Annotated in this window: 17 protein-coding genes; 11 read left to right on the top strand and 6 right to left on the bottom strand. The window is 77.1% G+C overall.

From position 1 onward, the window contains the following. The first annotated feature begins 24 nt into the window (after positions 1 to 24). The gene (locus KPL60_RS07200) at positions 25 to 786 is read left to right on the top strand and encodes a GntR family transcriptional regulator (RefSeq protein ID WP_226356888.1); all 762 of its coding nucleotides are present in this window, start codon (positions 25 to 27) and stop codon (positions 784 to 786) included. 7 nt (positions 787 to 793) lie between these two features. On the opposite strand, the gene KPL60_RS07195 is transcribed toward KPL60_RS07200, so the two are convergent. After that, entirely contained in the window at positions 794 to 1,831 is a 1,038-nt protein-coding gene (locus KPL60_RS07195; protein WP_226356889.1) for a LacI family DNA-binding transcriptional regulator, read from the bottom strand. 146 nt (positions 1,832 to 1,977) lie between these two features. Between KPL60_RS07195 and KPL60_RS07190 the strand changes: the two genes are divergently transcribed. The 3 genes from KPL60_RS07190 to KPL60_RS07180 are packed head-to-tail and all read left to right on the top strand — an operon-like array spanning position 1,978 to position 4,813. Continuing rightward, positions 1,978 to 2,904, top strand: a complete 927-nt coding sequence (locus KPL60_RS07190) for a sugar phosphate isomerase/epimerase (protein WP_226356890.1) — start codon at positions 1,978 to 1,980, stop codon at positions 2,902 to 2,904. Between the two features lie 35 nt (positions 2,905 to 2,939). Then, the gene (locus KPL60_RS07185) at positions 2,940 to 3,929 is read left to right on the top strand and encodes a Gfo/Idh/MocA family protein (protein WP_226365311.1); all 990 of its coding nucleotides are present in this window, start codon (positions 2,940 to 2,942) and stop codon (positions 3,927 to 3,929) included. Further along, entirely contained in the window at positions 3,926 to 4,813 is an 888-nt protein-coding gene (locus KPL60_RS07180; RefSeq protein ID WP_226365310.1) for a sugar phosphate isomerase/epimerase family protein, read from the top strand. Before KPL60_RS07185 ends, KPL60_RS07180 begins: the two co-directional genes overlap by 4 nt. A 6-nt stretch (positions 4,814 to 4,819) precedes the next feature. Here KPL60_RS07180 and KPL60_RS07175 read toward each other — a convergent pair whose 3' ends face one another. Further along, positions 4,820 to 5,302 (bottom strand): Lrp/AsnC family transcriptional regulator, encoded by a 483-nt coding sequence (locus KPL60_RS07175; protein ID WP_226365309.1) that lies wholly within the window; start codon positions 5,300 to 5,302, stop codon positions 4,820 to 4,822. A gap of 81 nt (positions 5,303 to 5,383) precedes the next feature. On the opposite strand from KPL60_RS07175, the gene KPL60_RS07170 reads away from it, so the two are divergent. From KPL60_RS07170 to KPL60_RS33595, 3 genes are all read left to right on the top strand, one after another. Next, the gene (locus KPL60_RS07170; RefSeq protein WP_226365308.1) at positions 5,384 to 6,004 is read left to right on the top strand and encodes a LysE family translocator; all 621 of its coding nucleotides are present in this window, start codon (positions 5,384 to 5,386) and stop codon (positions 6,002 to 6,004) included. 30 nt (positions 6,005 to 6,034) lie between these two features. Then, positions 6,035 to 6,598, top strand: a complete 564-nt coding sequence (locus tag KPL60_RS07165; RefSeq protein WP_226365307.1) for a hypothetical protein — start codon at positions 6,035 to 6,037, stop codon at positions 6,596 to 6,598. 141 nt (positions 6,599 to 6,739) lie between these two features. Further along, positions 6,740 to 6,868, top strand: coding sequence for a hypothetical protein (locus KPL60_RS33595; protein ID WP_255655334.1), 129 nt, complete (start codon positions 6,740 to 6,742; stop codon positions 6,866 to 6,868). 13 nt (positions 6,869 to 6,881) lie between these two features. On the opposite strand, the gene KPL60_RS07160 is transcribed toward KPL60_RS33595, so the two are convergent. The 4 genes from KPL60_RS07160 to KPL60_RS07145 all read right to left on the bottom strand — a co-directional run bounded on the left by KPL60_RS07160 (position 6,882) and on the right by KPL60_RS07145 (position 10,824). Next, positions 6,882 to 7,682 carry a glycosyltransferase family 2 protein gene (locus tag KPL60_RS07160; RefSeq protein WP_226365306.1) on the bottom strand — a complete coding sequence of 267 codons (801 nt, stop codon included), beginning with the start codon at positions 7,680 to 7,682 and terminating at the stop codon, positions 6,882 to 6,884. Then, positions 7,679 to 8,719 carry a glycosyltransferase gene (locus KPL60_RS07155; RefSeq protein ID WP_226365305.1) on the bottom strand — a complete coding sequence of 347 codons (1,041 nt, stop codon included), beginning with the start codon at positions 8,717 to 8,719 and terminating at the stop codon, positions 7,679 to 7,681. The genes KPL60_RS07160 and KPL60_RS07155 overlap by 4 nt, the downstream gene beginning before the upstream one ends. Continuing rightward, on the bottom strand, positions 8,716 to 9,810 hold the full coding sequence (locus tag KPL60_RS07150; RefSeq protein WP_226365304.1) for a glycosyltransferase: 1,095 nt from the start codon (positions 9,808 to 9,810) through the stop codon (positions 8,716 to 8,718). Before KPL60_RS07150 ends, KPL60_RS07155 begins: the two co-directional genes overlap by 4 nt. 111 nt (positions 9,811 to 9,921) lie before the next feature. Further along, complete coding sequence (locus tag KPL60_RS07145; RefSeq protein WP_226365303.1) at positions 9,922 to 10,824, bottom strand: WcbI family polysaccharide biosynthesis putative acetyltransferase; 903 nt, start codon at positions 10,822 to 10,824, stop codon at positions 9,922 to 9,924. A 75-nt stretch (positions 10,825 to 10,899) separates the two neighbouring features. Between KPL60_RS07145 and KPL60_RS07140 the strand changes: the two genes are divergently transcribed. The 4 genes from KPL60_RS07140 to KPL60_RS07125 are packed head-to-tail and all read left to right on the top strand — an operon-like array spanning position 10,900 to position 15,283. Next, positions 10,900 to 11,913: a glycosyltransferase family 1 protein gene (locus KPL60_RS07140; protein WP_226365302.1), complete on the top strand. Its 1,014-nt coding sequence runs from the start codon at positions 10,900 to 10,902 to the stop codon at positions 11,911 to 11,913. Next, on the top strand, positions 11,910 to 12,869 hold the full coding sequence (locus KPL60_RS07135; RefSeq protein WP_226365301.1) for a hypothetical protein: 960 nt from the start codon (positions 11,910 to 11,912) through the stop codon (positions 12,867 to 12,869). Before KPL60_RS07140 ends, KPL60_RS07135 begins: the two co-directional genes overlap by 4 nt. Next, a complete protein-coding gene (locus tag KPL60_RS07130; protein ID WP_226356902.1) occupies positions 12,866 to 14,119 on the top strand; it encodes a glycosyltransferase family 2 protein in 1,254 nt (417 codons plus the stop codon). Before KPL60_RS07135 ends, KPL60_RS07130 begins: the two co-directional genes overlap by 4 nt. A gap of 45 nt (positions 14,120 to 14,164) precedes the next feature. Then, a complete protein-coding gene (locus KPL60_RS07125) occupies positions 14,165 to 15,283 on the top strand; it encodes a hypothetical protein (protein WP_226365300.1) in 1,119 nt (372 codons plus the stop codon). Positions 15,284 to 15,451: the final 168 nt, after the last annotated feature.

The following is a 15,451-nucleotide window of genomic DNA, read 5'->3' as shown; positions in this document are numbered from 1 at the left end:
CCCTCATCAGAAATGGGGAGTGCCGTGCCCGACCCGGTCGGCGTCCGCGTGGACCGCGGCAGCCCGGTGCCGCTGTACTTCCAGGTCGCGAGCCGGCTGCGGGCGATGGTGGAGTCCGGCGAGCTGCCCGCCGGGTCCCGACTGCCCGGCGAGGCCGAGCTCGTCGGGCGCCTCGGGGCGACCCGCCCGACGCTGCGCCGGGCGGTGTCCTACCTGGTGGAGCAGGGGGTACTGGCGCGCAAGCGCGGCGCCGGGACGCGGGTGCTGCCGCCCCCGCTGGCGCGACCCGCCGACCTGACGAGCCTGCACGACGACCTGCTGCGCGCCGGCCGGACGCCCGCGACGGTGCTGCGGCGGTGCACCACCGGGCCGGTCGACGACGGCGTCGCGCGTGCCCTCGGGGTGCCGCCCGGCACCGTCGCCACCCGGATCGAGCGGCTGCGCCTGGCCGACGGCGAGCCGCTCGCCCTGATGACCAACGTCGTGCCGGTGTCGGTCCTCGCGCCGCGCGTGGAGGACCTCGTGGCGCACGGGCTCTACGCGCTGCTGCGCTCCGCCGGTCACGCTCCGCGACTGGCCCGGCAGGTCGTCGGGGCCCGGGCGGCGACCGCGGACGAGGCGTCCGCGCTCGGCGAGCCGCCCGGCGCGCCGCTGCTGACGACGGTGCGCACCGCCTGGGACGAGTCCGGGCACGCCGTCGAGTACGGCACGCACCTGTACCGGCCGAGCCGCTACGCCATCGAGGTCACGCTGCCCGCCGGGGCCGCCGCGCCGGCCCCGGTCTGACGGCCGCTCAGCGGACGGGGCCGGTCGTGCCCCGCACCACCAGGTGCGGGTCCAGCACCAGCTCCACCGGCCCGGCCGCCGGGTCGTCGAGCCGGGCGCGGACGGCGTCGACCGCGCCCCGGGCCAGCGCGGCCGTGTCCTGGCGGACCGTCGTGAGGTCGACGTGCGCGAGCCGGGACACCCGGTCGTCGTTGTAGCCGGCGACCGACATCCGCCCGGGGACGTCCACCCCGGACCGGCGCAGCGTGTCCAGCAGGCCGATCGCGCACCGGTCGTTCCCGGCCACGACGGCCGTCGGCGGCGCGGGGTCGCCGGGCCCGCCGGCCAGCAGCCGGTGCGCGGCGGCGATGCCGGCCTCCTCGTCGTAGGCGCCGGGCAGCACGCGCACCTCCCCGGACAGCCCGGCGGCGGTCATCGCGGCGGTGTAGCCGTCGCGGCGGGCCGCGGCGTTCGGGCCCGGGCCGCCGTCGACGTGGGTGATCCGGCGGTGACCGGCGGCGATCAGGTGCTCGGTGACGGCGCGCAGGCCCGCCTCGTCGTCGGTGTGGGCGCTGTCCACCCCGCGCACCCCGCGCCCGACGACGACGAGCGCGGTCCGCCGGGCCAGCGCGATCAGCTCCGCGTCCGGGGCCTCGGGGCCGAGCAGGACCAGCGCCTCGCAGCGGTGGGCGAGCAGCTCGTCGACCGCGGTCCGCTCGTCGTGCCCGGGGGTGCGGGCGCTGAGCAGCACGCCGTAGCCGTAGCGGCCGGCCTCGGCGTAGAGGCACTCGATCAGCGCCGCCTCGAACGGCTCGCCGACCGTGGTGAGCACGCCGATGGTGCGGCTGCGCCCGCGGGCGAGCAGCCGTGCGGCGCTGTCGGGGGTGTAGCCGAGCTCGTCGGCGGCGGTGAGCACGCGGGCCCGGGTCGCGTCCGAGGCCCCGGGCCGGTCGCGGAACACGATCGACACCAGGGCGCGCGATACGCCCGCGCGCTCGGCGACGTCGGACATCGTCGGGCGCCGCCGCCGGGGCGTCGCGGCGGCGGGGGGATCCAGCTCGGGCACGGGGCCTCCCGTTCGTGCCGACGCGGCCGATCTTTGTCTTGACATAGTCGGTACGGCGCCGGATAGTTGCCGACCGAGCGTACTAGCGCGCTCTAGTTATTTGCCGGTGGTGCCCCACCGGCGCACCGAGGACCGGGAGAGACACCGTGGCCACCCCCTCCAGGATCACCGTCGGTTCGGCACCGGACTCGTGGGGAGTCTGGTTCCCGTCCGACCCCGAGCAGACGACCGCGGACCGCTTCCTGCGCGAGGTGTCCGGCGCCGGCTACGACTGGATCGAGCTCGGGCCCTACGGCTACCTGCCCACCGACCCATCGGAGCTGGCCGATGCGCTCAGCACCCACGGGCTGCGGGTCTCGGCGGGCACCGTGTTCGAGCACCTGCACCGCCCGGACTCCTGGGAGGACGTCTGGAAGCAGGTCACCGACGTCGCCGCGCTGACGAAGGCGGTCGGTGGCGGGCACATCATCGTCATCCCCGAGCCGTGGCGCGACCACCGGACCGGGGCGGCCATCGAGAGCCCGGAGCTGCCCGCGGAGCAGTGGCGCGCGCTCACCACCGGCATGGACGAGCTGGGCCGGCGCATCCTCGACGAGTACGGCCTCCACGTGCAGTTCCACAGCCACGCCGACTCCCACGTCGGGTACCAGCGCGACATCGAGCGCTTCCTCGCCGACACCGACCCCCGGTACGTGAACCTCTGCCTCGACACCGGGCACGTGTCCTACTACCGCGGGGACAACGTCGACCTGATCCGCCGCCACCCCGACCGGATCGGCTACCTGCACCTCAAGCAGGTCGACCCGGCCGTGCTGGACCAGGTCGAGGCCGAGGACCTCACCTTCCCCGAGGCCGTGCGCCGCGGCGTCATGTGCGAGCCCCCGCACGGCGTGCCCGCGATGGAGCCGCTGCTCGACGCCGTCGCCGCGCTCGGCCGCGACCTCTACGCGATCGTCGAGCAGGACATGTACCCCTGCCCGCCCGACGCGCCGCTGCCGATCGCCCGGCGCACCCACACCCACCTCGCCGGCTGCGGCAACCGCGCCGTCGAGATCGGCACCCCCCGCCCCTGACCACGGGCACCGAAGACCGAGCAAGGAGGCTCACCATGTCCGAGCTGCGCGTCGCCGTGATCGGCGTCGGAGCGATGGGCGCGTTCCACGTGGACTCGCTCGCCCACCGGGTCCGGGGCGCCCGCGTCGCCGTCGTCGCCGACGCCGACCGGGCCGCCGGGGTCGCCGCCGGGGTCGGGGCCCGGGTCGAGACCGACCCGATCGCCGCGATCACCGCCGACGACGTCGACGCCGTCGTCCTCGCCAGCCCCGGGGCCGCCCACGAGAAGCAGGTGCTGGCCTGCCTGGAGGCCGGCAGGCCGGTGCTCTGCGAGAAGCCGCTGACGATGGACGAGCCGAGCGCGCTCGCCGTCGTCCGCGCCGAGGCCGCGACCGGGCGGCGCCTGGTCCAAGTCGGGTTCATGCGCCGCTTCGACCGCGAGTACGCCGCACTGCGGGCGCTGGTCGAGTCCGGCGGGATCGGGGATCCGCTGATGCTGCACTGCGTGCACCGCAACCCGGCGGTGCCCGAGCACTTCACCTCGGTGTTCGCGATGGCCGACTCGGTGGTGCACGAGGTCGACTGCACCCGTTTCCTGCTGGGCGAGGAGATCACCGCGGTCACCGTGCTGACCCCCCGCGCGAGCTCGGCCTCGCCCGCGGGCAACGCCGATCCGATGCTGGTGCTGTTCGAGACCGCGTCCGGCCGGCTGGTCGACGTCGAGTCCTTCGTCCGTACCGGCGTCGGCTACGAGGTCCGCACCGAGCTCGTCGCCGAGCGCGGCCAAGCCACCATCGGGCTCGACCAGAACCTCGTCCTGCGTTCCGCGGGACGCTGGGGAGGGTCCCTCGCGCCGGACTTCGTGGTCCGCTTCGGGCAGGCCTACGACACCCAGATGCAGGCGTTCGTCGACGCCGCCGCCCGCGGCACGGTCGCCGGCCCCGGCGCCTGGGACGGCTACGCCGCCGTCGCCGTCTGCGCGGCCGGGGTGCAGGCCGTCACCACCGGCCGCCGCGTCGAGGTCCGGCTGGGGGAGCGGCCGTGAAGCTGGCGCTCGACCCGCAGATGTTCCACGCGACGCACGCGGTGCACGAGCTGCCCGACGTCGTCGCACGGATGGGCTACTCCTGGATGGAGCTCTCGCCCAAGGACGACTTCCTCCCGTTCTTCCGCTACCCCCGCGCCGACGACGCCGCGGTCGCGCGGCTGCGCAGGCGGGCCGCCGACGCCGGGGTCGGGATCGCCTCGGTGCTCCCGGTGCTGCGCTGGTCCGGGCCCGGTGAGGACGAGCGGCAGGCCGCGGTCCGGGCCTGGAAGCGGGCGATCCGGATGACCGTCGACCTGGGCGTCGAGGTCATGAACTCGGAGTTCAACGGGCGCCCGGAGTCCCCGGAGCACGCCGAGAGCCAGTTCCTGCGCTCGCTCGACGAGCTCGCGCCGGTGTTCGAGCGCGAGGGAGTGCGGCTGGTGCTGGAGCCGCACCCCGACGACTTCGTCGAGGACGGGCACGCCGCGGTGAACCTGGTGCGCGGGCTGAACGCCGACTGGATCGACTTCCTCTACTGCACCCCGCACACCTTCCACCAGGGCGACGACGCCGCCGGGATCATCGCCGCGGCGGGCGGGAAGCTCGCCCACGTCCACCTCGCCGACAGCCTGGACCACACGGCGTCGCACGGGCTGCGCTACATCGTCAACCCGCCCGGGTCGACGGTCCGGGTGCACCAGCACGCCGAGATGGGACGCGGCGAGGTCGACTTCGACGCGGTGTTCGCCGCGCTCGCCGCGACCGGGTTCGACGGCGTGCTGTCCAGCTGCGTGTTCGGCTGGGAGGAGCACGCCGCCGAGATCAGCGTGCGGCAGCGGGAGACGATCGTCGCGCTGGTCGCGAAGCACTTCGGCGAGGGGCACCTCCCGGCCGGCCGCTAGCCCGTCTCACCCCGCCCGGCCGGGGGCGAGCCCGTGCTCCAGCGGCAGCCCCCGGTCGGCGACGACGTCCTTCATCACCAGCGTCGAGGACAGCCGCTGCACCCCGGGCAGCGTGGTGAGGCGCTCGTCGTAGAGGCGCTGGAACGCGGGCAGGTCCCGGGTGATGATCCGCAGCAGGTAGTCCGGGTCGCCGAACAGCCGCTGGGCGGCGACGACCTGCTCGATGGCGTCGACGGCCGACTCGAACGCCTGCACCGTGTCCTGCACCGCCTCGTGCATGGTCACGAACACCAGCGCGTCGAAGCCCAGGCCGAGCCGGTGCGCGTCGAGGTGGGCGCGGTAGCCCGCGATCGCCCCGGAGGACTCCAGGGCACGCAGCCTGCGGTGGCACGGCGACACCGACAGCCGCACCCGCTCGGCCAGCTCGGTGACGGTCAGGCGGCCGTCGGCCTGCAGCTCGGCAAGAATCTTCCGGTCGATCGCGTCCACAGAGAGGAATCTTGCACCATCCGGGGCACGCGGTGGGAACATCGGAAACACCTGTCGGCACATCCTGCCTAGCGTCGAGGCATGCCGATCGGAAGCGTGCTGGGGTTCTCCGGCCTGTCGTTGCTGCTGGTCCTGACGCCCGGCGCGGACTGGGCGTACATGATCCGCGCGGGGCTGCGCGGGCGGACGGTGCTGCCGTCGCTGGCGGGTCTGCTCAGCGGGCACCTGGCACTCGCCGTGCTCGTCGCGGCCGGGATCGCGGCGGTCGTCGCGCGCCGGCCGGAGGTCCTCACCGTGCTCACCGCCGTCGGTGCCGCCTACCTGCTGGTCCTCGGCGCGACGACGCTGCTCCGTCCGGCCGGCCCCGCCGCCGCGGCCGTGGACACCGGCGGGTCCGGGCTCGGCGACCTGGTCCGCGGCGCCGGGGTCAGCGGGCTCAACCCGAAGGCGCTGCTGCTGTTCCTGGCGCTGCTGCCGCAGTTCACCGACCCGGCCGCCGCGGTCCCCGTCGGCGGGCAGATCCTCCTGCTCGGTCTCGTGCACGTGCTGGGCTGCGCCCTCGTCTACACCGGCGTGGGCGTCGGCGCCCGCACCGTCCTGGCCGCGCGGCCCGCCGCGGCGCGCGTGGTGTCCCGGGTCGCGGGCGCGGCGATGGTGACCCTCGGCGCCGTCCTGCTGGCGTCCCAGCTCGTTACGGTGTAATCCTGTGATCATCGATGCAGGAGGTGCGCGATGACAGGACGAGGACGCGGACGGGGTGGCTGGCAGCAGGCCGACCTCCCCCCGGCCGACGACGCCGCGGCGTGGTTCACCGGACGGCTGCCCGACGGGTGGTTCACCGGTGCGCCGGAGGTGACGGTCGACCGGGACGAGATCGTCGTGGTGGGGGAGCTGCCCCCGCCGGGCGGCGACCACCCCGACACCGATGCGGGACGGGCCGACGCCGCGGCCGCCGAGAGCGGGCGGATCTCGCGGTTCCGCGAGGAGACCCGGGACGGGCGGATCGAGATCGCCCGCCAGGCCGAGAGCCGCTACCGGCGCAAGGTCGCCTGGGGCGCGCGGATCGGCGGGACCACGGAGCTGTTCACGACGATCTCGGTGCCGGTGATGACCCGGCTGCGCCAGCCCGAGCGGGCGGTGCTCGACACCCTCGTCGACGCCGGTGTGGCCCGGTCCCGGTCGGACGCGCTGGCCTGGTCGGTGCGCCTGGTCGGCCGGCACGCCGACGAGTGGCTGACCGAGCTGCGCGAGGCGATGGGACGGGTGGAGGAGCTGCGCTCACAGGGCCCGGAGTGACCCCGCGCTGAGACGGTCGGCCGCAGCCGCTCGCCCGGACGTCGCGGCGGCTGCGGCCGTCCGCCGCAGCTGCGGGGCCGCCCGTCCCCTCGACCGGTCCGGTCGCGTGTGACGGCGGTGTCCCCGGGAAAGGTTCCGGTCATGTCGATCCTCGCGTTCGCACACCGGGCCCTGACCCGCCGTGCGCGGCCGGGCCGGGCGTCGGACCTGTGCTACTCGTGCATGCGGCCGGTGCAGTTCTGCGCCTGCCCGCCCCGCACCGCCCGCTGAGCCCCGGCCGGTCTCACCCGACCCGCAGCACGTCACGCCGCGGGTCGAACTCCACTGCGCCCGTCGCGTGCAGCTCGCGCAGCCAGCCCGCCATGGGCCACCACCCCCAGCGGTCGTGGAACAGCCGGGCGTTGCCGACGATCTCGGCGATCCGGGCCGGGTCGGTGCGGGCCGGCGGATGGTGCTGGTGGTACGCGTGCGCCCCGCCCACCCACACCAGGTCCAGCCCGCAGGACAGCGCGAAGTCGGTGTCCTCGCCGCCGTAGCCGGCGTAGTCCTCGCAGAACCCGCCGCCGGCCCGCCACGCGTCGGCGGAGACGGCGAACGACAGGGACCAGAACAGCTCCCGGCGCGGCTCCGGGACCAGCGCCCCGTCGGCCGGTGCCGGGCGCGCCGGGTGCGGGTCGGTGTGGTGGTGCAGGTCCCGCTCCGGCAGCACCCCCGCCGGCAGGTAGGTGACCGGCCCGCACAGCAGCGCGTCCGGGCGTCGTGCCGCGGCGCGGAGGTAGCCGTCGACCAGGCCGTCCCCGGGCAGGCAGTCGACGTCGAGGAACATCAGCAGCGTCGCCCCGCCGGCGAGCGCGGCGCCCGCCCCGGCGTTGCGCGCCGCCGCCAGCGGCAACGGCCCCGGCGCGGGCACGGTGAGCATGTGGGTCGGCGGGCCCGCACCGTCGGTGGCGGGCTCTTCGCCCATCCCGACGACGACGTGGGTCACCGGCGGTCCTGCGGCGAGCACCCGGCGCTGGCGGGCGAGGTGGTCGGCGCGGCCGCGGACCACGGTGACCACGGCGACCCGCGCTCCGGTCGCGCTCACGTGGCGATCCGGTCGAGCACCGCGGCCGCGCGTTCCGCGGCCCGCCCGTCGGACCAGCGCGACCAGCCCGCCCCGCCGCGGGAGACCGCCTCGTCGAGCACCCCGGGCCAGTCGGCCGCTGCGGGCCAGTGGTCGCGGACCGTGGCGAGCCCGGCCGCCCGCAGCACCGCGCCGGTCGCGACCTGCTCGCCGTAGGGACGCTCGGCCGGGACGATGACGGCGGCGCGGCGCGCGGCGGCGATCTCGGCGACGACGTTCTGCCCGGCGTGCCCGACGACGACGTCGGCGTCCTGCAGCTCGGCCCACACCCCGCCCGTCCACCCGGCGCAGGCGAGGTTCGGCGGGGCGTCGCGCAACGCGCCGGTGAGGCCGCCGGCGACCCGCCAGGTCCAGTCCGGGGTGGCGGCCGCGGCGGCGGCGAGTGCGGCCGGGTCGGCGCCGCCGTCGCCGCTGCCGGTCAGGACCAGCACCCGGCGACGGCCCGGACCCGGGCGGGCGGTGCGGTCGTCGTAGCGGGACAGGCCGCCCAGGTGCACCGTGCGGCGGGTCAGCTCCGGGCGCCACGGCCGCGGCGGATCGGCGGGCCACGGCGCGAGCAGGACCTCCGCCAGGTCGTAGACGGTGCGGTGCGCCCGGTCGAGCCGCTCCCCGGGCTGCGCGACGACGGCGACCGGCACCCCGTGCAGCCGGGCCAGCAGCGCGATCTCCACCGACACGTCGGCGACGAGCAGCCGGGCCGGGCCCGCGGCGAGCAGCGCCGAGACCGCGGCGGTCCGGGCGCGCAGACCGTCGTGGTGGCGGGGCACCCAGTGCAGCGTCCCGCCCGCGGTCACGTCGGCGGTCTCGCTACCGGCGGTGTCGCTGTCGCTGCCGCCGGTGTCGAGGGGCAGCTCGTGCCAGGTGCCGGGCCAGCCGTGCGGGGCGGGCCGGGACCCGACCCCGACGACCGGGGTGCGGCAGTGCGCGGCGATCGCGGCGGCGCGGTGGGCGTGCCCGCTGCCGTGGTGGTGCACGTAGTAGACGATCGTGCCGGTCATGCCGCGGCCAGGGCCTGGTAGAGCCGCTCGTAGCCGTCGATCATCACCTCGGCCGAGCAGGTCGCCTCGGCGTGCCGGCGGGCGTCGGTGCGGTGGAGCAGCGACGCCGCGCGGATCGCCTCGGCCAGCCCCTCGACGTCGCCGGGCTCGGCCAGCACCCCGCTGAGCGGGTCGACGATCTCGGGCAGCGCACCCCGGGCGAACCCGGCGATCGGGGTGCCGCACGCCAGCGCCTCGGCGACGACCAGGCCGTAGGGCTCGTCCCAGCACGGCGACACCACGGCGACGGTCGCGTCCCCGACCAGGCGGGCCAGCGCCCGGTGGTCGAGGTGGCCGAGGTAGTCGACGCCGTCACCGAGCAGCGGGGCGACGCAGGAGTCGAAGAACGCCCGGTCCGGGCACGGCCCGGCCAGGCGCAGCCCGGTCCCGGCCAGCCGCGCCGCCCGGATCGCCTCCACCGGGCCCTTCTCCGGGACGACGCGGCCTGACCACACCGGGACCCCACCGCCCGGCCCGTACTCCCAGGCCGCGGTGTCGACCCCGTTGCGGACCACCGTCGCGCGGGCACCGGTCGGCGCCCAGGCGCGCGCGGTGTGCGCGCTGACCGCGGCGAACCGCAGCCGCTGCGGGTCGCCGAGCCGCACCGCGGACTCCATCCACGGCGTCGGCGGGGTGTGCAGCGTGGTCAGGACGGGCGCGTCGAGGGTGTCGGCCAGCGCCAGCGGCAGGTAGTGCAGAGAGTTGTTGTGCACCACGTCGTAGCGGCCGCGTTCGCGCGAGAGCGCCAGCAGCAGCTCCAGGTAGGAGTGGTGCTCGGCGAGGAACCACTCCGGCGGCATGCCGACGTCGCTGCGGGCGGCACCCGAGATCGGGGGCAGCACCGCCATCTCCCGCACCCGCAGTCCGGGGTCGGAACCGGGCGCGCCGAAGACGGTCACGTCGTGACCGCGGCGTCGCAGCCGGGACGCGAGCCCGGCGGTGTGCGCCTCGAGCCCTCCCGGGAACGGTTCACGGATCGGGTAGCGGGCGGAGGCGATGAGCGCGATCCGGGCGGTCACCGGTGGAAGGCGGGCGGGGTCATGGGTCGACACGCTCCGAGGCTCGTAGGGCGGAACCGTGCGAGCTGGCGGCTGAACCCGGACGTTCCACCGATCATGCGGTGCCCCGGGCCCCCCACAACTCGACCTTGGGCCCCGGCCCGGCTACAGCCCCAGCAGCTCCAGCGTGTCGGCGTGCCGGGCCAGCCCGGCGTCCACCCATCCGGGGTGCGTGGCGTACCAGGCCCGTTGCGCGGCGGCGACCTCGTCCTCGCCGATCGCCCGGTCGGCGACGCACCAGTGCGGGCGCGGCGGCGTGTCCGGCCCGAGGGCGTCGACGACGTCGGCGCGCAACGGGGACCGGATCCCGCCGAGCAGGGTGCGTCCGGGGTCACACACGACGCCCGGCATCCCGGCGGCGTCGAGGATCCGCCCGGCGAGCAGCATCAGCACCCCGTTGCCGGGGTGGTTGAGGGTGTGCGCGGCCGCCGCCCCGAACCCGGCGATCGCGTCGGACACCCCCGCGTCGGTGTCCCGGGCCTCCCGCCGGGCGAGCTCGGCGACCCCGCGGCGGCCCACCTCGCGCAACGCCTCCGGCGTCGGCGGCGGCCCCGGCTCGCGTCCCACGGCGGCCGCCAGGGCCCGCAGGTCGTGGTAGGGCACCCCCGGCGGGACGGCGGCCGGGTCGGCCGCGTGGCGCACGATCGCCGACCACGGGTGCAGCGCGGGATGGCGGATCACCGGCCAGCGCACGACGACCGCCCCCGGCGCCAGCCCGGCGGCGACCTGGGCGGTGCCCAGGGGCAGGTCGCGGTAGTCGTCGCGGACCGGCTGGGACGCCAGCAGCCGGGTCCGGGACAGCAGCCGGCGCAGGTGGGGCAGGTCGTCGGCGGTGAGCTCGTGCACCGGCGGGATGCGCACGGGGGTGACCGGCAGGCCGTCGACGCCGGCGAGCAGCACCCGGACCGACTCTGCCTGGCAGTTGCCCCACACCAGGGCGAGCGGTCCCGGCGGCGGGGTCTCGAGGCCGTAGAGGACGCCGTAGTGGCGGCGGCGCGGATCGGTCACCCGGTCATCGTGACCCGTGCGGTTGATCCGCGCCCGGACGGGCATCCCGGGGGACCCGAGGAGAGGAGCCGTCGCGTGCGCGTGGCGTCCGTGCCCACCGCCCATCCCTACGTGGCGTCGCTGCACCACCCCGAGGTGGTCCGGCTCCCGGACCCGCCGGTCCCGGGTGCCCGTCCGGGGGTGTGGTGGCCCTCGCCGTGGCTCGACGCCGACCATCTGCGCGCGCACGCCGCGGACGTCGACCTGCTGCACGTGCACTTCGGCTTCGACGACCGCACCCCCGACCAGCTCCGCGCACTCGTCGCGGCACTGGGGGAGACGGGTGTCCCGCTGGTGCTGACCGTGCACGACCTGCGCAACCCGCACCACGCCGACCCCGCGCCGCACGCCGCGGCCCTCGACGTGCTGGTACCGGCCGCCGCCGGGCTCGTCACGCTGACCCCGGGGGCCGCCGCGCGGATCCGGGAACGCTGGGGCCGCGAGGCACTGGTGCTGGGGCACCCGGCCGTCGTCGGGCCGGAGTGGCTGCGCCGCCCCCGGCCCCGCCGCGCCGACGGGTTCGTCGTCGGCCTGCACGCCAAGAGCCACCGCACCAACGCCGACCCGGTCGGGGTGGCCCGCGCGCTCGCCGCGACCGCCCCGCCCGACGTCCGGCTGCGGGTCGACGCGCACGACGACGCGCGCGGCCGCGCCGTGGCCCACGCCCTGCGCGACGAGCCCCGCCTGGAGCTGCGGGTGCACCCCCCGTTCGACGACGACGCCCTCCACACCTACCTCCAGGAGCTCGACGTGTCGGTGCTCCCGTACCGGTGGGGGACCCATTCCGGCTGGCTGGAGGCCTGCCACGACCTCGGCACGACCGCGCTGGTGCCCGACGTCGGGCACTTCCGCGAGCAGGCGCCCTGCCTGACCTACACCCTCACCGACGACGGTCCCGACCGCGCCTCGCTGCGCGCCGCCGTCGCGCTCGCGCACCGGACCCGCCCGGCCTGGCGGGCCGACCCCGGCGACCGGGAACGGCGCCGCGCCGAGGTCGCCGACGCCCACGCCCGCGAGTACCGCCGCGTCCTGGCCGGGGTGGCCCGGTGACCGTCACCGTGCGGGTCGTCGCGCCCGGGGCGTCCGGGCACGGCGTGGTCCGGCACGCCGCCGCCGTCGCCGCCGCGGTGGTCGCCGACGGCGTCGTCCCGGTCGGCTCCGGCCAGGCCGACCTCACCCACGCCCAGTTCACCGACGCGCTGTGGGGCGCCGGGGTCGCCGCGGCCGCCGACGCCTTCGTCGAGCAGGCGCAGGTCCTGCCGCGGCCGCTGGTCGTGACCCTGCACGACCTGCCCGGCGCCGACCCCGACCCGGCCCGCGACGTCCGCCGCTGCGCCGGGTACCGGCGCGTGGTCGCGGTCGCCGACGTGGTCGTCGTGTCCGCGGGGCACGAGGCCGACAAGGCCCGCGCGCTCGGCGCGACCGACCCGGTGACCCTGCCGCTGCCGCTGCCGATCGTCGTGCCCGCCGAGCAGGCCCCGGGCTGGGCGGGGCGCCCCACGCTCGGCGTGCTCGGGTTCGTCTACCCCGGCAAGGGGCACGAGGCCGTCATCGACGCGGCGGCGGCGCACCCGGACCGGCCCGCGGTCGTCGCCGCGGGGGCGGTGTCCGACGGGCACGACGAGCTCGCCCGGTCCCTCGCCGGGCACGCCCGATCCCGCGGGGTGGACTGGATCCTCACCGGACACCTGGAGCCGGCGGCGCTCGCCGCGGCCACCGCCGCGGTCACCGTCCCGGTCGCGCCGAGCCGCACCGTCAGTGCCAGCGGCTCGCTGCTGGCGTGGCTGGCCCACGGCCGCTACCCGCTGGCCGCGGCCGGTGCCTACGCCCACGAGGTCGACGCCGCCGCCCCGGGCGCGGTGGCGCTCTACGACGACGACACCCGCCGCGACGCCCTCGTCGCCGACGCCCTGACCCGGCCCGGCGCGACCCGCGGCCCGGTCCCGGACTGGCCGGACGCCGGGGCCGGGCACGCCGCCCTCTACCGGAGGATGGTCGCCCGGTGAGCGTGCCGGGGAACCGCTGGGACCTGCTCGCGCCGCACACCGGGCCGCCGCCGTCGGTGGGGGTGGTGGTGTGCCACTACCGCCAGCCCGCGCAGCTGGCCCGCACCGTCGCCGCGCTGCAGACGCAGACCCGGTCGCCGGTGTCGGTGGTCGTCGCCGACGACGGGTCCCCGGAGCCGCCCGACCCGGGCGCGCCGGCCGGGCCGGTCCCGGTGCGGGTGGTGACCCAGGAGGACCGCGGCTTCCGCGCCGCCGCTGCGCGCAACCGCGGCGCCGCGCAGGTCGAGGGTGACGTCCTGGTGTTCCTCGACGCCGACACCGTCCCCGGGCCCGGCTTCGTCGCGGCGCTCACCGCGCGGATCGCGGCCTGCCCGGACGTGCTCGCCGTCGGGCGTCGCCGGCACGCGGACCTGTCCGGCACCGCCCCCGGCGACGACCCGGCCGCCGCGCCGCAGCTGCCCGACCCGGCCTGGCTCGCCGACGGCTACCGCCGCACCCGCGACCTGCTCGACGCGTCGGGCACGGACTGGCAGCTGGTCATCAGCGCCGTGCTCGCCCTGCACCGCAGCCTGTTCGACGACCTCGGCGGCTTCGACGAGCGCTACGTCGGCTACGGCGGCGAGGACTGGGATCTGGCCTACCGGGCCTGGAACAACGGTGCGCTGCTCGTCCACGAACCGGCCGCGGTGGCCTGGCACGACGGCCCCGACTGGGGTGCACGTCCGGAGGACCACGACGCCGTCGGCGGGGGCAAGGACGGCGAACGCATCCGGATCGCCGCGCTCGTCCCCGACCCGGGAGTGCGCGGCGCACCGCTGCCCGGCGCGGTCCCGGACGTGCTCGCGACCGTCGACGCGGATGCGCACGGCTGGGAGCTGGTGGAGATCGTCGACGCGGTGCTGAACCAGACCCATCGCGACGTGCGGGTCCGGCTGCCCGGCGGCGACCCGCGGCTCGACGAGCTCTACCGCGGCGTCGCCGACACCGGCCCGTGGAGCCCCGACCGGCTGCGTCGCGCCCGGGCCCGGCTGCACGTCCACGCGCCGCTCCCGCCAGACGCGCTGGCCCGCGCCATGGACCTGCTCACCGGCCACGACCTCGGTCGCGTCGAGATCGCCGGTCCGGACGGGCGGACCCTCGCCGCACTCGTCTCCAGCCGGGCGGCGGGCCGGGCCCGGCGCGGGCGGGTCGACGACGCCGTCACCCAGCACCGGCAGGGCGTCGCGACCCTGCTCGCCGGGATGCCGTAGCCCTACGGAGGCCCGACCGCCCCGGATGGCCCTAGCCTCGCCGGCATGACCGCACCAGCTGCCTCCCCGGTCCGCGGGGCCCGCCGCGCGATGATCGTCGCGGTGGTCGCCTCGCTGCTCGTCGCCTCGCTCTGCGGGATCGTCGCCCTGCTCGGCGGCGGCTTCGGTGACCTGCAGGCCCGGATCGTCGCGACCACCCTGATCGTCGCCGCGTTCGGCACCTCGGCGCTCTGCCACCTCGCCGTCGTCACCCGCGCCGTGCGGGCCCTCGGGTTCGCCGGCCTGGCGGCGAGCGTCGTCGCCGCGGGGGCCGCGCTGTGGCTGGTCTGGGGCGGCGACGGGCTCTTCGAGGGCGACGGCGACGGCTCGGTGCTGAAGACCCTGCTGGTGGCGACGATCGTCGCGATCAGCCTGGCGCACGCGAACCTGCTCCTGCTGCTCGCCGAGCGGCGCCGCACCGTGATCCGCGCGGGCCTCGGGCTGACCCTGGCCGCGATCGCCGTCGTGGCGACGATGCTGGCGCTGCCGGTGATCACCGACGGCGCGGTCGGCGACCGCGAGTGGTACTGGCGCTGGTTCGGTGTCGCGGGGATCGTCGACGCGCTCGGCACCATCGCCCTGCCCGTGCTGGCGCTCGTCCTGCGCGGCCGGCGGCACGAGCCCGCTGCCACCGAGCCCGCCGCCACCGAGCTCGCGCCCACCGAGCCCGCGCCCAGCGAGCCCGCCGCCACCGAGCCCGCGCCCACCGAGCCCGCGCCCACCGAGCCCGCCGCCACCGAGCCCGCCTCCGCCGGGACTCAGCCCGCCTCCGCCGGGGCCGCCACCGAGGCGGTGTCGTCCGGGACCGCCTCCGCCGGGTCCACGTCTCCCGGGCCCGCGTCCGCCGGGAACACGGCCACGCGGGCCGCGACCGCCGGCACCGCGTCGGCCGGTGCGCGGGCCGACGGTGAGGCGACGACGGCACCCACTGCCGCTGTAGTGGGTTCCGACGGCGCCGGGGGCGACGACGCCGGTACCCCGAGCGCGGAGTCGGACGTGGCGCCGGTCCGGATCGTGCTCGACCTGCCTGCGGACCTGGTCGCCCGGCTCGACGCCGCCGCGGACGGGCAGGCACGGGACGCCGCGGCGCTGCGCGTTCTGCGGAACGCTCTCGCCCAGGGCTGACCCGCCGGATCCACCCCGGTTCCGGGTTCACCGCACCGCACCGCGCGTGACGGACGGCGTCCTCGATGCGGTGCTTGCGCTCCTTGAGCTCGACCTCGGTCGCCGCGCCGGCCTCGCCAAGCTGGCCGGCGGCGTCGCCGTCCGCACCGCACCGCGACACACCGCGCC

Origin of the sequence: Pseudonocardia sp. ICBG162 (assembly GCF_020496225.1) — a bacterium.
In the GTDB taxonomy this organism is placed as follows: Bacteria; Actinomycetota; Actinomycetes; order Mycobacteriales; family Pseudonocardiaceae; genus Pseudonocardia; species Pseudonocardia alni.
Note: the sequence above shows the minus strand (reverse complement) of the source record. Positions and strands in the feature narration are given on the sequence as shown.

Bases quoted from the DNA above. Each gene is read 5' to 3' on its own strand.
- KPL60_RS07185 (WP_226365311.1), top strand. From the start codon at position 2,940: ATGTCCGAGCTGCGCGTCGCCGTGATCGGCGTCGGAGCGATGGGCGCG.
- KPL60_RS07155 (WP_226365305.1), bottom strand. From the start codon at position 8,719: ATGACCGGCACGATCGTCTACTACGTGCACCACCACGGCAGCGGGCAC.
- KPL60_RS33595 (WP_255655334.1), top strand. From the start codon at position 6,740: ATGTCGATCCTCGCGTTCGCACACCGGGCCCTGACCCGCCGTGCGCGG.
- KPL60_RS07170 (WP_226365308.1), top strand. From the start codon at position 5,384: ATGCCGATCGGAAGCGTGCTGGGGTTCTCCGGCCTGTCGTTGCTGCTG.
- KPL60_RS07165 (WP_226365307.1), top strand. From the start codon at position 6,035: ATGACAGGACGAGGACGCGGACGGGGTGGCTGGCAGCAGGCCGACCTC.
- KPL60_RS07125 (WP_226365300.1), top strand. From the start codon at position 14,165: ATGACCGCACCAGCTGCCTCCCCGGTCCGCGGGGCCCGCCGCGCGATG.